The organism is Shewanella sp. A22, assembly GCF_053850585.1.
Genome location: NZ_JBSQBN010000072.1, coordinates 1 through 23,522 on the forward strand (window position 1 = coordinate 1; position 23,522 = coordinate 23,522).

The following is a 23,522-nucleotide window of genomic DNA, read 5'->3' on the forward strand; positions in this document are numbered from 1 at the left end:
AGATGCTGGAGGTAGAGTAACGCAGGAGCTTGTTACCGAGGATCACTATTCGCTTCAATCATCTGCCTTGCCTACAGCACTTTGAACTCCCGCTGAAAGATCACATATTTAATAGGATTGGTATAAAACCCCTTCGCGTTTATGTTGTTATGATTATCTCTAATCCTGCATTTCTAATCGTTGCATTATCAGACATATCAAACCGTGGCATACTTAATTTTCAAAGGAACAATTAATTATTGAAAGACTTATTAAGTATGCACTTAATAATGCATACGTAATAACTTATTTAATTAACTTTAGAACGAATATTAATCAATCTGTTTGATATTTGTTCTGTTTTTGTGTGTTGCCCACAATATTACTATTCGAGTGTGATTAATGTGAGCTAAGTACTTCCCATTAACTTTTATTAATGTATATTCGAGAATATACAGAAAACTAACTTTCATTAAATCTTTATATATTATAAAGATTTAAATCAATTAGGATGGGATTTATGAAGAAGGGACTCTTTGCAGTAACCACTGCTTGTACATTATTATTATGTGGTTGTGTAAGTATTGAAAAGACAATTAGCAACAGTTTCGAGAGCATAACTAATATAATATTTACCACTCCTCAAATTCCTGTATCTCAATTAAAACCTGCCCGAGAATTAAGCGCGAAAAGAATGAAACGCATTGCGGTGATCCATGATCAGCGTAAGCCTTTAGCTGGGTCAATTCTTGAGACTAACCTGACTAATATCAAACTTAACAATTCCCCATATTTCACTTTAGTTGAGCGCTCGCAAATAGATTCTATTATTAAAGAGCAAAAGTTGAATGATGGCATGTTAACTAATTCAGCAACGCGAATTAAATTGGGTAAGCTCACCGGCGCAGATACATTAATCAATGCTGGTTACTCTGCTAAAGTCGATTCGTCGCGTTATTCTGAAAAAAGAAGTAAATGTGTACAAAAAGGCGACAACTGGTACAAATGCAAAAAAACGCAAAGTTACAGTGTGAGTTGTACCAAAAAAACGGCTGTTGTTATCTTAGATCCTAAAGCCGTTTCTGTAGAGTCTGGTCAAATTATATTTTCAAACCATTATAGTGAAATCGCCGAGAGTAAGGTTTGTAATGATTCTAACGATGCACAAAGAACTGATGAAGAATTGGTAGGCAGTGCCTTGGCTCGAGTTGCGGATGAGTTAAAGTCTGATTTAGCACCATTTACATTAACGACTAAAGTTGATCTTATGGATGGAGACAGCTCTGATATGCCTAATGATGCTGAAAAAATGTTTGATATGGGAATTGAATTTGTACAAGAAGGTATGTACGAAAACGCCTGTCAAATGTTTTCAAAAGCACAAACTAAATACTCATCTTCTATTGCTATCACATATAACAATGCAGTTTGTGCCGAATTTTTAGCAGACGTTGAAATGGCAGACGCTTTTTACTCTAAAGCAACCACTATGACCGATGATATTGATGAGCTGAAACTGGTTATGGAAGGCGAAACTCGCATTAAGCAACGCTTAATTGATACCCAAATATTAAATGAACTCGTAACAGAGCGTTTGTAATTATGTTTGCTTTAATAAGCAAAGAGGCTAAAGCACGACAATGTCGTGCTTTATGCTTATTTCTGGTGACATTATTTTCAGTGTGGCCAGCATTAGTTGTTGCTTGCAGTTGTGGCCAATATTATGCAGAACGTCCCCAACCAAATTGGGTTAGCTCCCAAACGGCAGACGGTAAATCTTATATTGCCGCAGGTGCATCATTATGTACTGGCCTTAAAAATTTAGATGAACGAAGAGCCGATAACGACGCGAGAGCATCACTGACTAAAATGTTAAACTCGGCGGTTTCAACTCGCGAGAAAACAACTATTGGTGCAGTGGGTGATGCGGGTTACTCACGATATAAAGCAAATACCGAATTAACAAGTGAACAAATTTTAAAGAATGCGACCATTTTTGAACGTTGGACTGACAACCAAAACTGTATCGTTTATGCGGGTATTACTTTAAAACAAGCTGACCTTGATAAAGGAAAAGCAGAGCAGTTAGCAGCACAACAACAGCAGTTGATGGCACAAAATGCCTGTGTAGACAGTTCTGGTGAGAATAAAGGCCATGTTAAAGAATGGATGATTGAACGCTTGCTACAGCAGGGGTTTGCATTTAATCCAGATAAAACTTGCCAAGTTAAATATCAGCTCACAAGTAAGATTGTTAGTGCGCGCACCGATATGGTTAAAAATAATCTTATCGTCAAAGTGAGCCGACATCACCAACCTATCTGGAATAAGACCTACTCAGGTAAAGCCGTTAGTTATAGTCAAAAAAGCCGAAGTGAATTAACTCAATTAGCGATTAGTGACAGTTTAGATAGCTTCTTTATTGATTTATCGACGCTAAAACATAAAAAAGTGACTCCATGACCAAAATGAAAAAAGCGGTAGCGCAAATACTTACAGGGTCAACTATTGATGAAGATGAAGATCAAGTGGGTCTGTTTTCTAAAATATCCCGTTTCTTTATCTACATTGCATTTATTCTAATGGGGTTAGGTAATTGGTCAGATACCAAAGAGTTACTTACAGAAGGCTATCAAGGATTTATTACTCATTTTACTGACCGCGTAGAACAAAAAACGCTTAATACGATTAGAGTGGGCAACTATCTAGCGCATGTTGAAGCCAGCATTGGAATGCCAACGGTAATTAAAAGCTCAACCATAAATGAGTCTTTAAAGTATCGATATTATAAACAAAAAAAATACTTATTAACCTTAATTACAGAGCAGCAAAGAGTTTCTGGCGTTGTGGTACATAGTTTACTTAATGACAGCGTGATGTTGGACCGCTTTGCCCCCAAAATACCCTTCACGGGCTTACACTTACTCGCGGACAGTATTGAGTCTATTACGCAGCGCAGTAATAACTTTTTCTTTGATAGTCATAATTTAATTTATTTTATGACTAGCACAGATCTTGGTGCTTCAGGGATGCAGTTACAACTTGCTGCCGGCTTTACCGAGTATGACGGACAACAGGATCACTTCAAATCTACCTTAGATGAGTTAGGGCAGGTATTGATGTTAGATGAAACTGAAAAAGTAGCCCCTCTCGCTAAAAAGCTCACCACACAAGCTGCTAACTTTTATGCAGTATATGAGATTGATGAGCAAATCATTGCAGACAGTTTATTAACTCGCTATGAATTTAATGCTTATTTCAAGGATTGATATTTTCAAAGGATGAAAACATGGGTAAGCAAGTGACATCAAATAAAGCCTGGCAGATACTGATAACCTTCTGTTGTATTAGTGTAGGCCTATCAATAGGCTCAGAGGTTAGCGCTGCAGAAAGTGATTTTGATAAATTTAAGCAACAACGTAATACCGAGATTTCACAGTTTAAACAATCTAGAAATGCTGAATTTAAAAAATTTCGTGATGAATACTTAGCCGAGTTTGATGCGTATCGTGGTGAGTTACTCAAATTTTGGCGTGTGCCGGAACAAAGCTCTTCTGAAGTAGAGATTATTTATACGCAAGATAAGCAGACTCGAGTTAAAATTGATGCGTTAACTCAACAAGTGGTCATAGAAAATTTAACTGATGAGGTTATTGATCAAGACCTTGTTATTCGCAAGTTGAAAGTCGATCCCAATACAAAAGGCTTATTAGCCAATATTGCAAGCCAGGCTGCGTTAACAGATAAAGAAGCCGTGGTGAGCACGTTAATTGACCAACCTTCAGCGGTTATGGCGGAAGAGGTGGTTAATGAGCAAATTGACATACAGAAACAGCAAATGCTTTCACAGCTTGATGCGCAACAAAGTATTGAAGAAATAGAGAGTGAGATTGCTGCTAAAAATGAGCCTAACAAGGTGACATCAATTGCGGAAAGCCATAAACTCAAACAAGTTAACGAGATCAATAAGCAATCACAAAAACGTAAAGCGATAGCTGAAAAACAAGTGGAAACACTTGTTAAAGCCAATCCTACGTATAAACAAATTCAAGTCAATACCCTCCGTTTACCTGAAGATTACTTATACAAATTATCTAAGGATTATTTGAGTTTTTATCAAACACAATCATCTGAGATGAATATTCCTTTATCTTTGTTACTCGCTATTTCCTATGCAGAGTCAACATTCGATCCTAACGCTAAATCTCATATTCCTGCATTTGGGTTGATGCAAATTGTTCCTCAATCTGCAGGCATGGATGTTGCCAGAAAATTTTATCGTCAAAATAAAGCACCAACGTCGCTAGAGCTGTATCAGCCTAAGATTAACATTCGTTACGGAGCGGGTTACTTGTCCATTTTAAATGAACAATACCTCGATGGTATTAACGACCCAACAAGCAGACAATATTGCGTTATAGCCGCTTACAATACTGGGGCTGGTAATATTGCGAAAACATTTAATGGTGGAAATAATCGCTCAATAAAGCAGGCTTATAGCAAGATTAATGCGTTATCGCCCGATCAAGTCTATAGCAAATTAATGAAGCGATTACCTTACCCCGAAACTCAAAAATATTTAGCTAAAGTCTCAAAACTTGAAGCTAAATATCAACATCAAATTACTCAATGGAATCTATCCGAATAAAGGAATAATGATGAAAAAAGTGCTACTAATCTCTGCATCTGTTTTAATGCTAGCGGCATGTAACAGCACCCCACAATCACAGTCTACGCCGCTTGCTGATAATGACTCAGTGCCAAGTTGGGTGTTTATGCCAACAAGTGAAAAAGGCTTAGCGTCTTCAAGTTGCGTCGCTTGGGGGGGGAATATGTCTGCGGCAAGAGGCCAGGCCATTGCCAATGCTAAAGCAGATCTAGCGCTGCAAATTGAGACTCGTGCCAAAGTGATGGATAAAACCATGAACTCACAAACTCAGCAAGGGTCTTCAGTGCAAAATAAGTCGACATTTAGCCAAGTTAGCAAGCAGGTTGCTGAACAAAGCTTAGTTGGTGCCATTCCAAAAGAAATTGCATTTGCACGTATTGATAACCAAAAGAAGCTATGCGCTTTGGTTGAAATGGAAAACACCAAGCCATTATTTGATAACTTATTAGCATCTGCTGGTGTCGCTCTTGACCCATCATCGGAAGCCAGTTTATATAAAGATTTTAGGACTACCAAAATAACAGAAGAGCTACAGGCTGAATTGTCTGGAAAATAGTCTTCACCAATTTATTGGTTAAATAGCGTCTACAAATGTGTTGGTATCTAGGGCCTGTTGATCTTTCAAGGTTGTTTTTGCAGCGAATTGTTGGTCATTTGTACAAAGAAGAGACTTTGTGGTGTCGTTATTCTACATAAAAAGTCGATAATGCAGTAAAAATGACCAACAAACGCTGCCCGAAGGGTTCGGCTAAAAACGTTTTACTCTTTGTTGAGTCCTCTTCGTTAAGTAAAAGTAGCTTAGATTGCTAGGCAGCAATCCTCTCGCCTCGGCATGAATGATGCAATTAACGCATAGATATCAACACTTTTTTATATGATGGACATCAAAGCCATTTCTTGTTCTGCACATTAACTGTGTTAACGTATCAATGGTCATGTAAGTAAAATCTATGAATAAAATTGAAGTCGTTATTTTGCTTTACCGTTGCCAACGAGTAACGTTAAGCGTTATTAGCAAATAATATGCGTAAACTTTATTAGGCTTTTACAAAAATTGTGTACTATTAGCTACGTTAAGCTATGGGCTTACTATTATTTAGGATCCTTTCATATTGTTTTCTGATTTACTTTCCCGCTATTCAATAGTTGGAATATCAAAATTATTGATCGTGATAGTGCTACTGCTACTGCAATTTGTGGGCGCAAACTTGGGTGCGCATCAATTGCACCAAGGTAATAGTAATGAAGATCAAAACAATCATCCCCACCTGCAATTGACCAGCGAAGTGATTGTGCTTGCTGAGTGCGTCGACTGTGCTTGTGCAGTTAATGGTTCGACAATGCATTCGGAAATGGATGATCATCTGCACGCGGCTAATTCAACTAAAACACAACAAATTGATGTATGTTTAGACTGCCAATGCCATGGTGGTCACATTGCATTGGTTACCCCAGTAAATAACGTATTTTCTCAGCGTTTTGATGACGTTTATTCTGATTTTACTTTATTGTATTTACCGCCTGAGGATTTTCCTCGTTATCGCCCTCCAATAGCTTAACTCCTCACTCTATATCGTTATTGTGTTGTTTTACACTACCGCTAGGTTAATGGTTTTTACTAATAGCTGAACGGGTTAATTGTGTGAGACAAAATTCATTGCCGTTAACATCTGCAAAGCCAAAGTATTTAGTCATAAACCTAACAATGGGATTAAGCTTACAATGACTTTCAGGTTCGTTGACGGGTTATGTTTTAGGAATACCCATGCATCTGATCAATAAATTATTTCTGCCGACCAACGTCTTGCGTGCAGTCGTGTCAATAGTGTTTCTCGCGACAACCATTGAGGTTGTCCAAGCCAGTCACCATGAAGCCAGTAAAAATGAACTTAACGAAGCCCACCAAGAAGAGCAAACCATTACTCTTAGCGCCGAACAGCTAAAGCTCGCAGGTATTAGTGTGTCGACGTTAGACAATCAAAATTTTAGCCTACAAGCCGTCGCCACAGCGCAATTGCTAGTAGATAAAGATAAAACCATGACCATTGCCCCGCAGTTAACTATGCAAGTGATAAAACGCCATGTTGTGCCAGGGGAATTAGTCACTAAAGGTCAGCCGTTGTTAACTCTTGGCGGGGCAGATATTGCTTCTGCTCAAGCAGATTATATTATTGCCGCCACTGAATGGGACCGCATCAAGCGCATGAGTGCAGGCACAATTAGTGCCAGTCAGCGGATGCAAACTGAAGTGAATGCTGAGCTTAAACGCGCTATTTTGCAGTCAATAATGATGACAAATCAGCAAATAGTGGGGTTAGTGTCTACGCCAAAAAGTATTGGGCAATTTCAATTATTAGCGCCTATTCAAGGGCGTGTGCAGCAAGATATTGTCATGCTAGGCCAAGTGCTTGAGGCTGGAACAGCGTTAATGCAGCTTACTGATGAGTCTTTCTTATGGGTACAAGCAGAGCTTACGCCAACGCAAGCGGATCAAATCAATATTGGCAGTGAAGCCCTAGTGCGAATTGGCAAGCAAACTCGTCGCGGTACATTGATTGGTCGTTCACATGAAATAAACTCCATAACTCGCACCGAGCAGGTGTTAGTGCAATTGCCTAACCCTAAACATGATTTACATGCTGGCGAGTTTGCTGAACTGTACTTGGCTGCCAAACAACATGTTGCCAGAGGATACTTAGTCCCCGATGCGGCGTTAACTCGCAGTGGCGATGGTGATTGGCAAGTGTTTGTCGAACATAACAATCGCTTTAGTGCCAAAGAGGTACAAGTAATTGAACGTCAACGTGGTTTAAGCATGATTACGGGTGTGACGCCGCAAACTCGGGTAGTGGTTTCGGGGGTTTTTTTCTTAGCATCTGAGCAAGCAAAATCTGGCTTTGATATCCATAACCACTAAGCGCTAAGGCATCATAATGTTATATAAATTAATTGAGATTGCCGTTGAAAAGCGGTTATTGGTGTTACTTGGATTACTGGCCGCTGTGGTGGCATCGGTATTCATGCTGCCAACACTAAATTTAGATGCGTTTCCGGATGTCACCAATGTGCAGGTGACTATTAATACTGAAGCGGAAGGTTTGGCGGCAGAAGAGGTCGAGAAGTTGATTAGCTATCCTGTCGAGTCGGCAATGTATGCATTACCGGCAGTGACAGAAGTGCGTTCGTTATCGCGTACGGGTTTGTCGTTAGTGACTGTGGTGTTTGCCGAAGGTACCGACATTTATTTTGCACGTCAGCAAGTGTTTGAACAACTGCAAGCTGCAAAAGAGTCGATTCCTACGGGTGTTGGCACCCCTGAAATTGGGCCGAATACCTCAGGTTTAGGGCAAATTTATCAATATATTTTACGGGCGGAACCCGAAACCAATATCAACGCATCTGAGCTGCGGAGTTTAAATGACTATTTAGTGAAGCTGATATTAATGCCTGTGAGTGGTGTGACTGAAGTGCTGTCGTTTGGCGGCGAGGTGTTGCAATACCAAGTGCAAGTTGATCCTAATAAACTGCGCAGTTATGGCTTGTCGATGACCCAAGTTAGCCAAGCATTGGAAAGTAATAACCGTAATGCTGGTGGTTGGTTTATGGACCAAGGCCAAGAGCAATTAGTGGTCCGAGGTTATGGTTTGTTGCCCGCTGGCGACGCTGGCTTACAGGCCATTGCCGACATTCCGTTAACCGAAATCAATGGCACGCCAATACGAGTGGCCGACATTGCTAATGTGGCTTTTGGAAGTGAAATAAGAGTCGGTGCAGTGACCATGTCGCGTAGGCAAGCAGCGGCTAATGGCTCGTCGTCCGATGTACAAGCGCTAGGTGAAGTGGTTGCAGGCGTTGTGCTTAAACGCATGGGCGCCAATACCAAAGCCACTATTGATGACATCAATTCACGTATTAGTTTAATTGAGCAATCCTTGCCAAAAGGAGTGTCATTTGAGGTGTTTTACGACCAAGCGGATTTAGTCGATAAAGCGGTCACGACAGTGGTTGAAGCGCTATTGATGGCCTTTGGATTTATCGTGATTATTTTGGCATTATTTCTGGTCAATATACGGGCGACATTGTTGGTATTACTGTCGATCCCAGTGTCGATCGGGATCGCGTTATTGATCATGTCTTATTACGGCATGTCAGCTAACTTAATGTCTTTAGGTGGTCTTGCTGTTGCGATCGGTATGCTAGTTGATGGTTCAGTGGTGATGGTCGAAAACATCTTTAAACATGTTAGCGGCGAAACTGGCGCCAACCAATCTGCTGAAACTCATGTTGATAGTGAAGCTGATGCACAAACCCAAAGCATGGCGATTAGGATCATGTTGGTGGCAAAAGAAGTGTGCAGTCCTATCTTCTTTGCAACAGCGATTATCATCGTCGTATTTATGCCGTTATTTGCCCTAGAAGGTGTAGAGGGTAAATTATTTCAACCTATGGCCGTGAGCATTATTCTCGCCATGATGGCGGCATTAGTGGTGGCGTTATTTGCGGTACCTGCATTGGCGGTTTTTCTATTTAAACGCGGTATTGTGGTGCGTCAAAGCAAGGTGTTGGCCCCCATTGACGCAGTCTATCGACGAGTACTCACGCTAGTGTTATCAAGCCCTAAATCGGTGATGTTAGCGGCAGTTGTTTTGTTTGCTGCAAGCATGCTGTTATTGCCAAAACTTGGCACTGAATTTGTGCCCGAATTAGAAGAGGGCACCATCAACTTACGGGTGACACTGGCGCCTACAGCCAGTTTGGCCACTTCGGTTAACGTTGCGCCTAAAATTGAAGCCATGCTGCTGGAGTTTCCTGAGGTGGAATATGCGTTAAGTCGAATCGGGGCACCAGAACTTGGCGGCGACCCAGAACCTGTGAGTAATATTGAAATATATATTGGTCTTAAGCCCATAGAGCAATGGACATCAGCAAGCAATCGTTTTGAATTACAGCGTTTGATGGAGCAACGGCTAGCGATATTCCCAGGATTATTGTTAACCTTGTCACAACCGATAGCGACTCGAGTCGATGAGTTGTTATCGGGCGTTAAAGCGCAGTTAGCGATTAAGATATTTGGCCCAGATTTGAGTATCTTGTCGGAAAAAGGTCAGGTGTTAACCGATTTAGTCGCAGCCATTCCTGGGGCGGTTGATGTGTCGCTAGAACAAGTCAGCGGTGAAGCTCAGTTAGTGGTTCGACCTAAACGTGAAGTACTCGCTCGCTACGGTATTAGCGTCGATGAAGTCATGAGTTTAGTGACTCAAGGTATTGGTGGTGCCAGTGCTGGCCAAGTGATTGATGGTAACGCCCGTTATGATATTAACCTGCGATTAGCGGCGCAATATCGTAATGCGCCAGATGCGATTGAAGATTTGTTACTCAGTGGCGCCAACGGCGCGATTGTACGCTTGGGCGATCTCGCTGATGTGGTGATTGAAATGGCGCCGCCGAATATTCGTCGTGACGATGTACAGCGCCGAGTGGTGGTGCAGGCTAATGTATCGGGGCGTGACATGGGTTCGGTGGTCAACGATATTTATGCCATAGTGCCACAAGCTGACTTACCTGCTGGCTATACGGTTGTGGTGGGCGGCCAATATGAAAACCAGCAACGGGCGCAACAAAAGCTAATGTTGGTGGTGCCCATTTCTATCGCACTTATTGGTTTATTGTTGTATTTCTCGTTTGGGTCACTCAAACAAGTGGCATTGATTATGGCTAACGTGCCATTGGCATTAATCGGCGGCGTGGTGGCTTTATACGCCACTGGCACGTATTTGTCGGTGCCAAGCTCAATCGGTTTTATCACCTTGTTTGGTGTTGCCGTGTTGAATGGTGTGGTGCTGGTGGACTCGATTAACCAGCGCAGACAATCAGCAGATGAAAGCCTGTACGACAGTGTTTATCAAGGCACGGTAGGGCGACTACGTCCGGTGTTAATGACGGCACTCACCTCTGCATTGGGGCTGATCCCTATCTTGTTATCATCTGGTGTGGGCAGTGAAATTCAACAACCATTAGCGGTGGTGATCATCGGCGGCTTGTTTAGCTCAACTGCTTTGACTTTACTGGTGTTGCCGACGGTTTATCAGTGGTTGTATCGAGATAAATTATCATCGACAAAAAAACTGTTAGTTAGATAACATTTCAATCTTAAGCCTAATCATCCGATTAGGCTTTTTCATTTTAATGAGTAAATCGCTCGAAAATAATACTTGCTTATTTAAGATTACAGTTGTAATTTAAATGGATTACATTTGTAATCCATTTTTAGCCTAACAAGTTCTAACAACAAATGAGCGGTATCGCATGAAAGAAATCAGTAATAGTGAATTAGTCGTGTTGCAACAGCTTTGGCAACATTCACCATTAACCTCGAGTGAAGTGGTTGATGCGTTAGAGAAAAGCCATGACATGCATGAAAAAACGGTTAAAACCTTGCTTAATCGTTTAGTCAAAAAACAAGCCGTCAGTTTTGAAAAACAAGGCCGAGTTTACCATTACTCACCATTAATTGCTGAGCAGGACTATACCGTTAAAGAATCGCTTTCTTTTGTGGACCGCATGTTTGCTGGCAAGTTAACCCCATTGGTTGCCGGTTTTGCGCAAAAGAACAAGCTGTCGGCAGAAGATGTCGCCGAACTGCAAACCTTACTTGATGATTGGCAAAAGGAACAAAAGTGATGATTAATTGGTTTATGGAACAAACCATCTCATTGAGCGTGGTGTGTTTGGCTTTACTGGTAATGCACCGGTTTATATTGTCTAAATTTGGGGCGCACTATACCTATTTTATGTGGATATCCGTGCCACTATTAATCATTGCAGATTTACTGCAAATGATATTACCTCACCACTTTAGCTGGTTTGGTAGCAATAACGCAGCCTCAATCATCCAGCAGTATTATGTGTTTGCTAGCGATACCGCTGCGTTGTCGGCAGGCTTACTTGACCTGTTATACCTGCCTTATCTCTACGGTGCCGTTATCACGTTATTAGTCGCTAATATCGTGATGGAATACGGCTACCTGCAACGACTAATCCAGCGTGGGCGTCAGCTAGATATCCCCTCTGTAAAGCTTAAGGTATTGGTCCATCCAGACATTGAATCACCTATGCTCGCAGGGTTTATGGCTCCCAGTATTTTGGTGCCAACGAGCTTTACATTACTCGATAAAAGTCAGCAGCAAGCCATTATTCAGCACGAAGTTTATCATTATCAACGTGGTGATTTATGGACAAATGCCTTGGCTTATGGATTAACCGTATTGTTTTGGTTCAATCCGTTAATGTGGTTGAGCTATCGCCGATTTAGACAAGATCAAGAATTGTCATGTGATGCGCAAGTCACTGCCGACATGAAAGCCCAAGCCAAAATTGCCTATAGCAGAACATTATTGGCCTATTCACAGCATGCACCTTTGAGCATGTTACACACCCATTATGGGGATAAAACCATCTTAAAAGAGAGGATCTTACAGATGAAAAAGCAACATGGGAAAAGCACCTTAGCATTAATTGGAATGACATTTGCTATTGGTGTTGGTGCCTTTATGTTTAATCAGCAGGTATTTGCAGGCGATAATCTTAGCGTTGAAAACAAAGCCGAAGCTATGGCAATGCCTGTGATAAGAATTGAGCCTAGCTATCCAATTGATGCCGCTAAAGAAGGGCTTAATGGTTATGTTCAAATGTCATTTGATATCAGTCAAAATGGCAGTGTGGACAATGTTAGAGTGACTAAGTCGTCGCCGAAACAAGTGTTTGATGCATCGGCTGTTGAAGCGCTTGAACAATGGAAGTATCAACCCTCAGCGAATGGGTTTAAAGACCTACAAGTACAATTAGACTATGTTATCCATCAGCCTGATAAATCAGTTGAGAGAATCACTGTAAAATAACTAATATCAAAGATGCTGAAAATGATTCAATGCCTCATTGCTATGGGGCATTGAATCATTTTTATAGATCAGGCTTTTTGGGTTGCAGTTTTAACCCTAGTTTATTCGCTAGCGGTTCAATTGCGGTACCTTGGATGATGACCGAGAACAACACGATGAAAAATACCATGTGGATCATTTCACGGGATCCCTCTACGCCAGCCGCTGCGGGAATAAGCGCAAATACAATTGGGGTTGCACCTTTTAATCCGATCATAGAAACAAACAAACGCTTGCGCCAATTAGCTTGTTTAAATGGCAAGTAGCACAGCTGCACAGCCAATGGGCGCGCGACGACAATAAGTAATATGGCAGGTAGCAATGAGGCTATGAACACAGGCATTAATTGCTGCGGGAATATCTGTAAGCCTAAAATGATGAACATTAATGACTGCGCTAACCACGATATGCCATTAAAGAAATGCTTACTGACTTCGGCGCCCTTCTTTAAATAGTTACCGATGATCACCCCTGCAATATAAACAGCAATAAGCTCATTACCACCTAAGATTTCTGTACTTGATACGGTGATGGTGAAAGTGGCTAAAATAAAAACGGGAATAAGCCCAAATTCTGGCAGTTTAATACGATTAAGTGCCCAAACGGCCATTTCCCCCATTAGTAGGCCAATAATTACACCGACACCTATTTGTTGCCCTAGGCTAGACACTATCGATAATACCGTTGGTACTCCGTTGGCGCTATTGATAATAAAGTCAGTTAACATAACGACCATGAGCAGGGCTACGGGGTCGTTAGTGGCCGATTCGAATTCTAAAATAGTGCCTGTACCGTGTTTTAGTTTAAGTTTTTTTGACTCTAAAATAGAAAATACGGCCGCCGCATCGGTTGATGACACAACCGCGGCAAACAGCATGCAAGTAATAAGGTTAAAATCGAGTAATGCATTCAAAATAAAGCCAAAAGTAAGGGTGGTTAATATCACCCCTACCGTGGATAACATGCCGCCTTCTTTCCAAGAAAAGCGGATGTGTTTCATTGGGGTATTTAGCCCGCCAACAAAAACAATAGTGTTTAACGCGAGGGTGCCAATAAGTGAAGTCAGCTGTAGATCGTCGTATACAAAACCAAATTCTCCATTGCCAAAAGCGAGACCTACAGCCATGAAAATTAATAGTGAAGGTAGCCCCAATGTTTTAGAAGGATGGTGGAGTAAAATGCCAATAGCAATAAGAACGGAGATCCCCAAAATAATAATATCTGTCGGCATATAGGCACTCCTTGATTGTTGAAGACTGTAATAAATGGCTATTTTAGCATTAAATTAACCTAAACTCGTTTTATAAGTATTTATTAATTTTAATACATTGTCAGGCAATGGCATAAAGGGCATTGTATTACCTCTTCATACAAACGTGGAGGCATAATGAACGAATACCCAATATTGTCATCTAGGTTGTTTATTCATAAAACAAACCGCTAAGTTAATATTTTGTTACAGACATGAGTATGCATTTTGTGCCAATAGATTATGTCTGACTGAATATACCCATATTCATTATTTTTAGCAGTGCTGTTCGTTGCGCTGGTGGATTGATTCGTTTAAGCCATTGCACATATCGTCATTCAATTAACTTCATAATTTTGTCGTACATATGGTTAATGATGCAGGCTATCTGCCACGTTTAGCGTAATACTGAATACGTGTTTATGTTTCGAGTTTACGTCACACCTTACTTTATAATGGTTAATATTCATTATGCTACATATAGGCGGACACAGTAAAACATGGATTACGGACGCCAATAAACGGTGTTTGTTACATCTGTTTTATTGAAGACACTTGGTATATGTTTGGCTTTTATGTGTCATTAATACCAATCCTATTAAATATGTGATCTTTCAGCGGGAGTTCAAAGTGCTGTAGGCAAGGCAGATGATTGAAGCGAATAGTGATTCTCGGTAACAAGCTCCTGCGTTACTCTACCTCCAGTATCTGACCGCCATGGATGGTGGGAATGTGTTATTTTTTATGGAAAAAAATAGACCATGCAGTCGTATTTTGAAAGCATCTAACGAAGCATAAAGGACTTTGAAACCCGCCAGAATGGCGCCTCTCAGGTATTCCACTTCTGTGTTACATCGATTTAAAAGGCAACAACCATTTCTACATCAATGTGCCTTGAATTGAAAAAACTGAGAGACTCTGAACTGACCAGATATTTAATGGGATTGGTATAATTAATGTAGATTAAACCTTGCTGTTGTTATTGATAGCAGAATAAAAGTTATATTTTTGTCTATTTTGTTAAAACATGAGTAATTAAAAACTCCTCTTAAGCCGCGGCACCATTGAGCTTACATATTTTTGTCATGTTAATGAAATGTGAGTGTCATGTTTGCGCAGTCTTTTTGTCATTTTAGCAGGTTAAGTTGTCATCCAGCCGATTTACTCACACGCTTACATCCGTCTTCGGAGATGACAATGGAACTGAAAAATATTTTTAAACTCACTGCACTTTCTACTGCTCTTGCTGCCACATTAGGGCTTGCGGGTTGTGGTGGTGATATCAATATCAATGCTGGCAGTGATACTGCTACGCCGGTAACACCCACTCCCACTACACCGACTCAAACTGCTCAAGAAAAATCATACAGTGGTTTTGCAACTAAAAGCACCACGATGACAGCGGTTGATGGTAAAGAAGTTTGGGTATTAAAAGGGACGTTAGCCCCTTCTACTGCAGCATCAACGATAACTACTGGTGGCCAAGATGGCGACAAAATTGTATTGGGTAACGACGTAGTATGGCAGCTAGATGGCGCGGTAATTGCTGGTGGCGATAACGCCAATACGGTTGAGTTATCTATTTTACCGGGCACCAAAATATTAGGTGGCAGCGATTCTTACCTTGTGATTAGTCGTGGTTCAAAAATCATGGCTGATGGAACAGCAACAGCGCCAATTGTCTTTACGTCAGTTGAAACGGCTTTAGGTCAAGAAGGTAAAGCGGGGCAATGGGGGGGATTAGTTTTACTGGGTAATGCGCCGGTTAACACCTGTCCAGATTTAACTAATTGTTCAGCGTCTTTCGAAGTGGGTAACCACAGCTATGGCGGAAATGACACCGAAGACAATTCGGGTTCAATTAAGTATGTACGTGTTGAGTTTGGCGGTTTCAAAATCAACGATACACAAGAAATGAACGGTATCAGCTTTGCTGGTGTAGGTGCAGGTACAGAGGTCGACCATGTACAAGTACATATGAATAATGATGACGGTTTTGAGTTCTGGGGCGGTAATGTTTCAGTATCGAATATCGTACTCACAGAAAACTTTGATGACTCGTTAGATTGGACAAACGGTTGGCAAGGTAGCGCCCAACACGTTTATATACGTCAAGCTGATAACGGTTCTAACCGCGGTATTGAGGCCGACAGTAACAGCGACGCTACGGCTGTGCCTATGTCAAAACCTACGTTAGCTAACGTTACTGTTCAAGTGGCTAACGGTACTAATAGTGGCGGTGATGATGCTGAAGGTATTTTATTCCGTAAAGGCACGGGCGTTAATGCTTATAACATCCTAGTTAAAGGTGATGTTGATTCTGGCGAATGTTTAGAAGTGAACGACGACAATACCGTTAACAACGCCAACACCGCAGAATTAACCATGCAAAACAGCTTAATTGACTGTGTTGAACCGTTTAAAAGTGCCAAGGCAGATGCTGCAGAAGGCCGTACTTTAGCGCTAGATGTAGAGGCATGGTACAAGGGGCAAGATGGCAACCTTGTTGCGGCTTCCGATCTAACGGATTACATGCCCAACTCATCTTCGGTTGCGCTAACAGGCGGAAAAGCCGATTTAGCTAACCTTGATGATCGTTTAGTGGATGCTGAATATATTGGTGCATTTGATGGCAGAAACGACTGGACGGAAGGCTGGACAACGGCCATACATGATGAGGCCACACCAACCCCAACGGCATTACCAGTATTAACCTCTTGTCCTGTAGGCACTACAGCATCAGCGGCTACCGAGGGGTTATACAAAGATGCATCCGTTACGCTAATTTGTACCCTTGAAGGTAATGTGTTGAGCAATACCACCTTACTCGCGGGTCAAAACGTGATGTACAAAATTGACGGTGGAGCAGTGGTTGTAGGTGGTGATAATACGTCGCCTGCAACATTGGCTATTCAAGCCGGTACTAAGTTATTTGCAACATCTAATAGCTTTATTGCTGTTAGCCGTGGTTCAAAAATCATGGCTCAGGGGAGTGCAACACACCCCATTGAAATGACATCTGAAGAAGATGTCATTGCAGGTGCAGAAGGTGACCGTGGTCAATGGGGTGGTTTGGTACTGCTGGGTAAGGGGTTAACCAATACTTGTCCAGATCACAATGCGTGTGACGCATCGTTTGAAGTGGGTGATTTTCCATACGGTGGTAATGACAATGCTGATAGCAGCGGTCAAGTCAGCTATGTGGTGATTAAGTATGCAGGTTTCAAAGTCAATGACACCCAAGAAATGAACGGTATCTCATTTGCAGCAGTGGGTAGTGGTACCCAAGTTGACCATATCCAAGTACATGCTAATGGCGACGACGGTGTTGAGTTTTGGGGTGGAGCAGTTAACTTGAAATACGTCTACCTAACTGAAAACTTTGATGACAGCTTAGATTGGACTAACGGTTGGACGGGTAAAGCACAGTTTGTGTACATCACCCATGAAGATGGTAATGCAAACCGTGGCATTGAAGGCGATAGCCATAAAGGTGCCACTGATACCCCTGTATCTGCGCCTAAATTAGCTAACTTCACTATTTTACCAGGTACAGATATTGCTAACGCAAGTGGCGATAAAGGTGAAGGTATCTTACTACGAGTTGCGACAGCAGGTGAGTTATACAACGTGTTAGTTCAAGGCCGTAAAGGCAACACTGCTGAAACTGAGTCTGGCGAATGTTTAGAGCTAGATGGCTCTTACGCCGGTTTAGTCGACAACGTTAACAACAGCACGTTAACTATGTCTCACTCAATTATCGACTGTAACGAGCCATTTAAGTACAGCTCTGATAATGCAGCAACAACAGACGCAGTGAATGTTGAAACTTGGTTCTTGGGCCAAGAAGGTAACTCAGCAACAGCTGTGACAATTACTGACGGTATGCCAGCGGCAACGGATACAACGCTACTTGGCAAAGGTAAAGACTTAAGCACGGATGATAACTTCTTCGAATCAACCAACTTTATTGGTGCATTCGATGGCCAGAACGATTGGCGTCAAGGTTGGGCTTACGAGCCACAGTAATCTCCTTGATAACGTAAATCTGTGACCTATTAATAGCCGCTCGCAAGGGCGGCTATCTCTAACCGCATACAGGATAGTATAAGTATGAAAACCAAGCCGAGTTTTACCGTTAATAAATTAAGCCTTGCCATTATCTCTGTGATTTCTGCGGCGACGTTATTGACAGCTACTCCCGTATACTCGCAAGAACCAGAACCAGTACGTGACCCTGGCGAAGTGATTCCAATTGAACCTATTGAAGTTATTTCTGTGACAGGTCGCTTACGAAGCTCAGCATCAGAAGCCACTGAAGAACGTCGTGAGCAAATTGCTGTAGCCGATATTATGGGCTCAGAACAAATTTCAAGAACCGGTGATGGTGACGCAGCAGCAGCGCTTCGTCGTGTGACAGGTTTAACCTTAAAAGATGGCAAATTCATTTATGTTCGAGGCTTAGGTGAGCGTTATTCAAGTACCTCGCTTAATGGCGCGACTGTGCCATCGCCAGACCCAACGCGTAATGTTGTTCCACTCGACATGTTCCCAGCATCGATTATTGAATCATTGTCGGTGCAAAAGTCAGCGTCAGCCAATGCGCCTGCTGCATTTGGTGGCGGACATGTGGATATTCGCACCAAATCTATTCCAGCAGACTTCTTTTTTAAAATGTCGGTAGGTGGTCGCTACAATACCAATGACTCAAATGACAGTCTCACCTACAACGGCAGTGGTGATTGGACAGGCCAAGACGACGGCACACGAGGTATGCCAAGCAACATTAACAATACGATTAATCAATATGGTGGTATAAGCCCAATTGATATTGTTAGTGGTTCTAATGGCGCGATAAATTACCCAGCAGCACAACAAGTTAACCGTGAGTTGGCATTAGATATGTATCGCGACATGACAGTACAAAGCCAAAGTACTGACCCTGCTGTAAATGGCAATATCGCCATTGGTGACCGCTGGGACATTACCGATGACATTATTTTTGGTGCATTGTCAGCAGTGTCGTATAAAAAGCAAGCTGAAAACTATACCAAACGGGAAGTTGAACTTGACGGCGACAGTAGCCAGGTACAAGTTGAAAACCAAAAAGACATCGTCGGCACAGACTCTATTGTGCAAGTATCTGGCATGCTTAATTTAGGGGTAGAAATTGGTTACAACCATAAAATCGAAACCTTCACAACATATCTGCAAGATACCTCTGATGATGTGTCCATGGGGCTTGAAGAAACCATTGACACAATAGGCGAGCCTAATGCATTGCAAGTTTATGGTATTGATTACGAAGAGCGCACATTAATTAGCAATCAGATTAAAGGTCATCACTTTATCGAGTTGTTAAACGACGCGGAATTAAGCTGGAAGTTTTCTGATGCACGTTCGGAGCGTTATGCACCAAATGAAGTGTCGTATACCTATAACGTGATTTTAGATGATAACAACCAATTGTTATCACGTAATCTTAATACGCAAGATGCACCAAAATATGTCTACAGTCGCTTAGAAGATGACAGCCAAAATTATGGTTGGGACTTTATGTATCCCATTCATTTAGACGGCGCCGTAGTAAAACTGACTACCGGCTATGAATACTTTGAGCGTACTCGTGAAAGTTATGCAACCCGTTTAGGCTATGATGTTGATTTAAGCCCAACCGACCCTAACGGCACTATTCTAGCGGGTGATTTTGATGAGATTTTCTCGGACAAAAACATTAACGACAATACCTTAGGGCTAGAACTCAAAGATGCATCAACCGACACAGAAGATTACATCGCAGCCGAAAAGAACGATGCCGTTTTTGTGAGTATGGATATCGACTTTGACGATGTATGGCGTGTGTATGCAGGTGTGCGTTACGAAGACTTCCGCCGAGTCACATTACCGATTGACCCAGAAGGTGAGATTTCAGATGAAGGGGGGCGTTATGACTTAGCCGACTACGCCATAGCCGAAGATGGTTGGTTCCCGTCGTTGTCATTAACCTGGAAACAAACCGACACTACGCAATGGCGTTTAGGTGCGAGCAAAACCATTGTTCGTCCAGACCTTCGTGAAGTGTCGCCAGTTCGATTCCAAGATCCTGTTACCGGTTTTGATTTTTTCGGTAACCCAGAACTTAAAAGCTCAGACATTATTAACTTTGACTTACGCTGGGAATATTACTCAGACACAGGTAACAATTTCAGCATAGGTGCATTCTATAAAGATGTTGATGCACCAATTGAGCCGATACAACGTATTTCTGAAGCGGGCCGTCAGCTTAAGTTTTATAATGCTGAGTCTGGTTATGTATACGGTGTTGAAACTGAGTTTTTACAAGAGCTTGAATTTTTGGGTACAGAAGGCAGCATTTGGGAGGACTTTTTTGTTGCCGGTAACTTAACGGTTGGCGACTCAAAAATTGATATCGCGGCTAATGGCGAAATCGATCCAACCAATAAAACGCGTCGCATGACAGGGCATTCACAATGGGTGGCAAACTTGCAATTAAGTTACGACTCGTCAGACAGTTATCACAGTGCCACATTGGTGTATAACGTGTTTGGTGAACGTATTGCTTATGGCGGCCGTGGTGGTTTAGACGATGTGTATGAAAAACCATTCCATAGCCTAGATTTTACCTATACTTTCTTTCCTACCACCAGTACCACGGTTAAATTGAAAGCGAAAAATATTTTAGGTGAAACCACCGAGTACGAACAACAAGATCTTCAAGTGTACGCTAAAGACCCTGGCACAGAATACACTTTGCAGTTTAGCTATGAATACTAATCTGTTGTAAAAACATTAAAAAGAGTACTGGTTTTTAGCGGTTTTTATTCATCATTTCAATCACTAAAAACGTACATGGCCACTTTCTTCGGAACAAAGAAAGTGGCCTTTTTTGTTTAATAACAATATCACGCTACACAAACTCAGCTTATCTAACGGGTAAATAAATTACTCTCGGTTTAAACATTGACACTTTTCTATTTCAAATTGGGTAGAATACTGGCTTGCTCGTTACAGATACCCCAATGGACCCGTGCTAATGCCCAAAATACTGCCCCTGTTCACCCCGTTAAAGCTGTGTATATATGTGATGTTGGTGTTATCGACCAGTGCGTGCGCTATGCCGACAGGCATGACTCAAGCGGGCAGTATTACTGCTCCGTCTATTGACGAAGCTAGCGGATTAGCTGTGTCGCGTATTAATGATCAAATATTGTGGCTGCATAACGACAGTGGTGACACCGCAAGAATTTTTGCCATCGATACCCAAGGTAATCAGTTGGCGACAGTTAACATTACAGGCGTTAAGAATAACGATTGGGAAGATATCGCCTCGTTTGTTTATCAAGGTGAATCGTACTTATTGATCGCCGACGTTGGCGACAACCAAGCGAAACGATCGCAGTATCAATTACACCTGATCAAAGAGCCAGATTTAAGCCAACTGAATGGACAAAAAACACTGTCGGTGAAACCCCGTTGGAGCATGACTTTTACTTATCCAGATGGCGCACACGATTGTGAATCCGTAGCCGTTGATCTAGCTAAGCAAAAAATACTGTTACTGACTAAACGCGATAAACTGCCAATATTATATGAGCTACCATTAATGGCTCCGTCAGAGCAAAGCGCATCCAATAATGCATCGGTTGAAATGGTTAACAAGCAAGCAAAAAGGGTGGGCCAAATCGTGCCATTACCCACGGCTATGCTCGATTACGCCAGTATATATACTTGGATTGGTTTTGCTGGCAAACCCACTGCGATGGATATATCAGCTGATGGTTTATCGGCTGTGGTATTAACTTACACCCACGCGTTTTATTTTACTCAAACGCAACCTGACGATTGGTTAAGCTTGTTTGCTACACAGCCGCAACAGATAATGTTGCCAAGCATAAAGCAAGCCGAAGCGGTGGGTTTTAGCCAAGATGGTCACAGTATTTATATCACTTCTGAACGACTGCCAGCACCATTGTATAAAATGGATTTGAAAGGTTTTCATACTCAACAGTAGGTGATTTTCTTTATTTTTTAGATATTGCCTGCGGCCACTAAGGTCGTGGCGCTTCACCCACACCAGACCAAGAGGAAACCAACGGCTGTTCCCTCTTTACTTTTTATTCAAAGAATTGGCCCAGCCGCCACATCAACATTATCCCAATGTGATTTGAGCAATAGAAGCGATAATTTCGAGACGTGGTACGATCCAGCTTGTGACTTCGTGTGTAGACTGCTTCGGCCCATCTTGCAGTAAAGAGTGAAAATGCTAACGCTTCCGGTGGTACATCCTGTACCGCGAAAGCTAGCCTGACGTCCTGTCAGGGTCACGAATTCTTTTATAAAGAGTCTTCAACGGCCTCAATTTATTGGATACTGAAGGTTTCAAAGCAAAATACGCAAAAGTCGCAAACAAAAAAATTGTTAGTTTCAGCTAATGCGATAGCAATATTTACATTACTGTTGCTTGGTTTGATATTGCTGTTTTGCGTCTTCTATTAGTTTTTGCCACTGAGGATATTCAGCAAAGCTTTGGTGTAAGTCGCCCCAAGGTGTTAGTGCTTCTGCCATCGTCGGCGCGTTGTTTTGGCGAGTTTGGTATAAATAATAAAATGCTGAGGCACGATAATTAGCCGCGCAATGCACTAGCACTGGTGCGTCGCCATTTTGCTCCATCAGGCTGTAAAATTGCGCTAGATTTTCTTGTGTAGGGTGCTGCCAGTCCACACTAATATTGTGATAATTCATACCGAGCTGAGTGACGATTTGCTGCTCATTTTGTAATGCATGCGGATTGTCATTAGGAATAAGATTAATCACGGTTTTGATACCCGCTTGAGCAAGTTGTGCAAATTGCGGCTCTGTGGGTAAGCCTGCGGTAATCACTTGCTGGTTATTAAATTTAATCGCTTTTATGTCGCCAAGCTTGCTGGTATCAATATTTACCGTACTCTCCGCACTGAACACTCCCGCACTAAGAAAGATACAACACATTAATATGCTGGTGGACAGTAGGTTATAACGTTGCAGTATATTCATGTGGTTCCCTTGGGGTGATTTAATACGTGATTGGTATTGTTAAGTTCAAGTTAACCATACCATTGTTAAGTTTTCATATAAAAGTTACGGGTTTAAATTTACACCCTGCACAGATCAAACCCGCAGTTGGTCAGGTAATGTTGTTGAGCTGGAATTTAGCGCTAAGCAGTCATCCTCGAGTGCTTTTATCGGGGATCCTGCTTTATTTTTATGCTTTGTACTTATGGCCTGCGGCCACTAACGTCGTGGCGCTTCGCCCACACCAGACCAAGAGGAAACCAACGGCTGTTCCCTCTTGGATCTCCCAAAAAAAACATGGCAAAAAACATGGCCACCCAAGATAGTTGGCGAATATTTAAGCATTGGTCTAGTCTTTAGTTATCTTTATGTACTTGTAGGTAATGAATGATGGCCAGACCAAGACAAACTATCGTTAGCTTAGAAGACACTCCTTTTTATCATTGTTGTTCGTGTGTTGTGCGTAAAGCCTTTTTGTGTGGTATCGATAACTCGACAGGCGAGAATTTTGAGCATCGGCGTGAATGGGTTGATTCTCGTATACTTGAACTTGCTACCATCTTTGCTATTGATATTTGTGCTTATGCAGTGATGAGCAATCACTTACATGTCGTTG

15 protein-coding genes and 1 pseudogene are annotated in these 23,522 nt (G+C 41.9%); 14 read left to right on the plus strand and 2 right to left on the minus strand.

Translation table 11 applies throughout. The features are described from left to right. Positions 1 to 499 precede the first annotated feature (499 nt). The 10 genes from ACWXWT_RS13295 to ACWXWT_RS13340 all read left to right on the plus strand — a co-directional run bounded on the left by ACWXWT_RS13295 (position 500) and on the right by ACWXWT_RS13340 (position 12,546). Positions 500 to 1,579 carry a CsgG/HfaB family protein gene (locus ACWXWT_RS13295; RefSeq protein WP_456042058.1) on the plus strand — a complete coding sequence of 360 codons (1,080 nt, stop codon included), beginning with the start codon at positions 500 to 502 and terminating at the stop codon, positions 1,577 to 1,579. Positions 1,580 to 1,581: 2 nt separating this feature from the next. After that, positions 1,582 to 2,442 carry a hypothetical protein gene (locus tag ACWXWT_RS13300; RefSeq protein ID WP_456042059.1) on the plus strand — a complete coding sequence of 287 codons (861 nt, stop codon included), beginning with the start codon at positions 1,582 to 1,584 and terminating at the stop codon, positions 2,440 to 2,442. Continuing rightward, positions 2,439 to 3,248, plus strand: coding sequence for an ETEC_3214 domain-containing protein (locus tag ACWXWT_RS13305; protein ID WP_456042060.1), 810 nt, complete (start codon positions 2,439 to 2,441; stop codon positions 3,246 to 3,248). Before ACWXWT_RS13300 ends, ACWXWT_RS13305 begins: the two co-directional genes overlap by 4 nt. A gap of 20 nt (positions 3,249 to 3,268) precedes the next feature. After that, complete coding sequence (locus ACWXWT_RS13310; RefSeq protein WP_456042061.1) at positions 3,269 to 4,627, plus strand: transglycosylase SLT domain-containing protein; 1,359 nt, start codon at positions 3,269 to 3,271, stop codon at positions 4,625 to 4,627. Between the two features lie 7 nt (positions 4,628 to 4,634). After that, positions 4,635 to 5,204, plus strand: coding sequence for a hypothetical protein (locus ACWXWT_RS13315; protein ID WP_456042062.1), 570 nt, complete (start codon positions 4,635 to 4,637; stop codon positions 5,202 to 5,204). A 619-nt stretch (positions 5,205 to 5,823) separates the two neighbouring features. Beyond that, on the plus strand, positions 5,824 to 6,207 hold the full coding sequence (locus tag ACWXWT_RS13320) for a hypothetical protein (RefSeq protein WP_456042063.1): 384 nt from the start codon (positions 5,824 to 5,826) through the stop codon (positions 6,205 to 6,207). Between the two features lie 206 nt (positions 6,208 to 6,413). Next, the gene (locus tag ACWXWT_RS13325) at positions 6,414 to 7,565 is read left to right on the plus strand and encodes an efflux RND transporter periplasmic adaptor subunit (protein WP_456042064.1); all 1,152 of its coding nucleotides are present in this window, start codon (positions 6,414 to 6,416) and stop codon (positions 7,563 to 7,565) included. 16 nt (positions 7,566 to 7,581) lie between these two features. Beyond that, positions 7,582 to 10,788, plus strand: coding sequence for an efflux RND transporter permease subunit (locus ACWXWT_RS13330; protein WP_456042065.1), 3,207 nt, complete (start codon positions 7,582 to 7,584; stop codon positions 10,786 to 10,788). 166 nt (positions 10,789 to 10,954) lie between these two features. After that, positions 10,955 to 11,329, plus strand: coding sequence for a BlaI/MecI/CopY family transcriptional regulator (locus ACWXWT_RS13335; RefSeq protein WP_456042066.1), 375 nt, complete (start codon positions 10,955 to 10,957; stop codon positions 11,327 to 11,329). Further along, positions 11,329 to 12,546 (plus strand): TonB family protein, encoded by a 1,218-nt coding sequence (locus ACWXWT_RS13340; RefSeq protein ID WP_456042067.1) that lies wholly within the window; start codon positions 11,329 to 11,331, stop codon positions 12,544 to 12,546. Before ACWXWT_RS13335 ends, ACWXWT_RS13340 begins: the two co-directional genes overlap by 1 nt. A gap of 61 nt (positions 12,547 to 12,607) precedes the next feature. Here ACWXWT_RS13340 and ACWXWT_RS13345 read toward each other — a convergent pair whose 3' ends face one another. Then, positions 12,608 to 13,816, minus strand: a complete 1,209-nt coding sequence (locus ACWXWT_RS13345) for a potassium/proton antiporter (RefSeq protein ID WP_456042068.1) — start codon at positions 13,814 to 13,816, stop codon at positions 12,608 to 12,610. 1,215 nt (positions 13,817 to 15,031) lie between these two features. Here ACWXWT_RS13345 and ACWXWT_RS13350 point away from each other — a divergent pair. From ACWXWT_RS13350 to ACWXWT_RS13360, 3 genes are all read left to right on the plus strand, one after another. Next, positions 15,032 to 17,863 (plus strand): hypothetical protein, encoded by a 2,832-nt coding sequence (locus tag ACWXWT_RS13350; RefSeq protein ID WP_456042069.1) that lies wholly within the window; start codon positions 15,032 to 15,034, stop codon positions 17,861 to 17,863. Between the two features lie 84 nt (positions 17,864 to 17,947). After that, entirely contained in the window at positions 17,948 to 20,629 is a 2,682-nt protein-coding gene (locus tag ACWXWT_RS13355) for a TonB-dependent receptor domain-containing protein (protein ID WP_456042070.1), read from the plus strand. A 259-nt stretch (positions 20,630 to 20,888) separates the two neighbouring features. Continuing rightward, entirely contained in the window at positions 20,889 to 21,866 is a 978-nt protein-coding gene (locus ACWXWT_RS13360; RefSeq protein ID WP_456042071.1) for a hypothetical protein, read from the plus strand. A 440-nt stretch (positions 21,867 to 22,306) separates the two neighbouring features. Here the strand turns inward: ACWXWT_RS13360 and ACWXWT_RS13365 are convergent, their stop codons facing one another. Next, complete coding sequence (locus ACWXWT_RS13365; RefSeq protein WP_456042072.1) at positions 22,307 to 22,888, minus strand: protein tyrosine phosphatase family protein; 582 nt, start codon at positions 22,886 to 22,888, stop codon at positions 22,307 to 22,309. Positions 22,889 to 23,296: 408 nt separating this feature from the next. Between ACWXWT_RS13365 and ACWXWT_RS13370 the strand changes: the two are divergent. Next, positions 23,297 to 23,522, plus strand: a pseudogene (locus ACWXWT_RS13370) (transposase); the annotation flags it as partial.